The organism is Frankia sp. CoWAU3, from assembly GCF_977971855.1.
Genome location: NZ_CDWWXB010000206.1, coordinates 1 through 2,770 on the forward strand (window position 1 = coordinate 1; position 2,770 = coordinate 2,770).

Here is a 2,770-nt window from a genome sequence, read left to right on the forward strand (position 1 = left end):
GGAAAGGCTCAATGTCCGACGGGCAAGGACGATCACCGGTTGAACGACGGTGGCGGTTACTTCCGACGGTCCGTCCCAGGGGGAAGCGGCGTGCTCGGCGCGGGAGTTTGGCCGAATGGTGGCCAGTTCGAGGCTGCGGTCTCCACTGGCGCGGAGGTATTCACGGATCCACGGCTGCGGACCGCCCGGTTCGAACGGGACGCTTTCGGTGCCCCGGTGCAGGTCACCGGCGAGTCGGCGGTCGTTTTCTTCGGAGCTGCGACGGGCAGTGCCTTCGCGCTGCGCTGTCCGACCCGGCCGCTGACCGGCGGAGCCGAACGCTATGCGGCGGTAACGAATCATCTACGTCGTCATCGGGTGCTGTCAGCCTTCCCGAAAGCCGAGTGGGTCGCGCAGGGAGTGCGGGTCGGCGAGAAATGGTGGCCGGTGGTCGTCATGGACCAGGTCCAGGGCACCACCCTGCGGACCTACGTCCGCCAGCACCTCGCATCTCCGGAAGCGCTGCGTGACCTCGCCGCCGGATGGAAGCTTCTACTCGGTGAGATGAGCAAGGCCGAGATCGCCCACGGCGATCTGCAGCACGGCAACGTGTTCGTCACCGAACAAGGTTCAGTACGCCTCGTGGACCTGGACTCGGTTTGGGTCCCGGCGGTCGCGCACCTACCGCCGGACGAGCATGGACATCGCCACTACCAGCACCCCCGCCGGCAGGCGACGGGCTACTGGGACCGCCGCGTCGACACCTTCCCGGGTCTCGTCATCTACCTCTCGGTGCTGGCGGTCGCCGCCGACCCGGCCCTGTGGGAAGAGTTCCACCGCGACGAGAACCTCATCCTGAGCGCGTCCGACCTCGCCCAGCCCGACCACACGCCGATCTGGTCACGACTCGCCGCAAGCCGGGACGGCGAGGTCCGTCGGCTCGTCCCGCTGCTGAGGCGCTTCTGCCTCGGGCCGCCGGCGGTTGACGTCGATTTGCCAACGCTGCTGCGCGACGCCGACAGCGCCCTGCCGGACGCGCCTGTCAGCGAGGCGGTCGCGCCGTCCCTCGGCGCGGGGAGTTCCTGGTGGGAACCGAGCCAGGCTTCCGTCCCGACGAAGCCGATCGATCCCAGCCAGGGCTGGGCGATCCCGCCCTCTCCATCGGGAGCCCCAGGCACCCCAGGCACCCCGGCCACCCCAGGCACCCCAGCCGCGGGACGGAATCTCTGGGACGCGACGACCAGGACATCGCCGAACACCGGTCCCTCGGCGGGTCAGGGCGGCACGACCTCCGCGGCCGGCGACGGGGCGCGGCGGGCGTCGCCCCCCGGATCCGTGCCGAACCGCGGCTCCGGGTCGCGCACGGCGGCTCTCGTCCTCGCGGCCCTGGCCATCCTCGCACTCATCCTGATCATCCTCACCGTGGGATGACACCAGACGACCGAAGGCTCGAGACATTCGAGACAACCGATGGGAGGCGGCATGACGCCGTCAGGCGGGCCGGACGACACCGCGTGGCCGAGCCGCCACCGGCGGATCATCGGGGTCTGCATCCTCGTGGCCGCGGTCACGATCGCCGTCGTCGGCCTGATCTCGGGCGGAGGCGGAACGGCTCCGTCGCCGATCAGGATCCTGGTGACGACCTCCGCCGACCAGGCCCTGCGGGCGGCCGGCGGCAACGACGTCAACCAGGTGATACTCGTGGCGTCGTCGGCGCCGCAGCCGGACGAGCCCGAGCTGTTCATCCAGTACAAGGTGCGGGCCGGGGAGACCCGGGAGCAGATTGCCGCGGCACTCGGGATCAACCCGGACGCCGTGGCCGATCACCCGTTCAAGGACGGTGAGCTGCTCCACGTCCCGCTCCCGCCCCGATTCACCCGCGGCACGGGAAAGGACGGCCCGGTCTTCACCGCCTACACCCCACCTGCGGCATCGTCCACGGCCGGCGTTCCGTTGCTCGGGGTGCCGGCCGCCGACGTCCCCCGGCTCGCCGAGGTCGGCGCCCGGCTGCTCGTCGCCGTCGGTCCGGGTGCCCGCCCGGACGTCCACAAGGTAGCCGAGGCACTTCCGGACACGGTCGAGGCGATCGGTGACGACCACAAGGTCCTGGTGCCGGCCTCGGTGCACGACGGCACCCACGGCCCCGGCCGGATCGGCACCGCGCTGCGCTGGCTTCTGATCTTCGCGGTCGGCCTTGCCGTGGTTCCGCTGGCCGGCTTCGTCCACGCCGTGACCGGTCGCGGCACCTACCCGGAACCGACGTCGCCCCGGGACTTCCGGCCGGCCGACTTCCCGCCGGCCGACTTCCCGCCGACTAGGTACCCGCGGCCGGCACCGCCGGCCGACTTCCCGCCGGCCGACTTCCCGCGTCCGCTCCCGCCTCGGCGCCCGGGCCCCCCGGGACCGGGCGCCGCCGTCCATCCGATCGGAGTCGAGGTGATCGATCGACGGACGCTGCTGGAGGACCCGCAGTGCTCGTGCGGGAGCATCCAGGTCGACGCGTCCTACGCCTGCCGCGCATGCCCGAACTCATGGCGGGTGGGCGCCGGCGAGCCCTGGCCGGACATCCTCCCGACGAACCCGGCGGACGATCCCCCGGGCGCTCTCTCTGCCGACGACCACCTCCCCCGGTACTGATCCGACTCCTGAGGAAGCGCGAAGCCCATACCCTACACCAAGCAGATCGACCGGCGTGCCCCGGGCTGCTTCATCTTTCTGCTGGACCAGTCCGACTCGATGAACTACCCGATCGCCGGGCGTCCCGGCATCTCCAAGGCGCAGGCCCTCGCCG

The 2,770-nt window shown here is 71.3% G+C and carries 2 protein-coding genes; both read left to right on the forward strand.

Going from position 1 to position 2,770, the window contains the following annotated elements; genetic code table 11:
* Positions 1 to 1,410: hypothetical protein (locus AC08ON_RS15330; protein ID WP_476617211.1), on the forward strand; the 1,410-nt coding region annotated here is incomplete at its 5' end.
* A gap of 51 nt (positions 1,411 to 1,461) precedes the next feature.
* Complete coding sequence (locus AC08ON_RS15335) at positions 1,462 to 2,616, forward strand: hypothetical protein (protein WP_476608158.1); 1,155 nt, start codon at positions 1,462 to 1,464, stop codon at positions 2,614 to 2,616.
* The last annotated feature ends 154 nt before the right edge of the window (positions 2,617 to 2,770 follow it).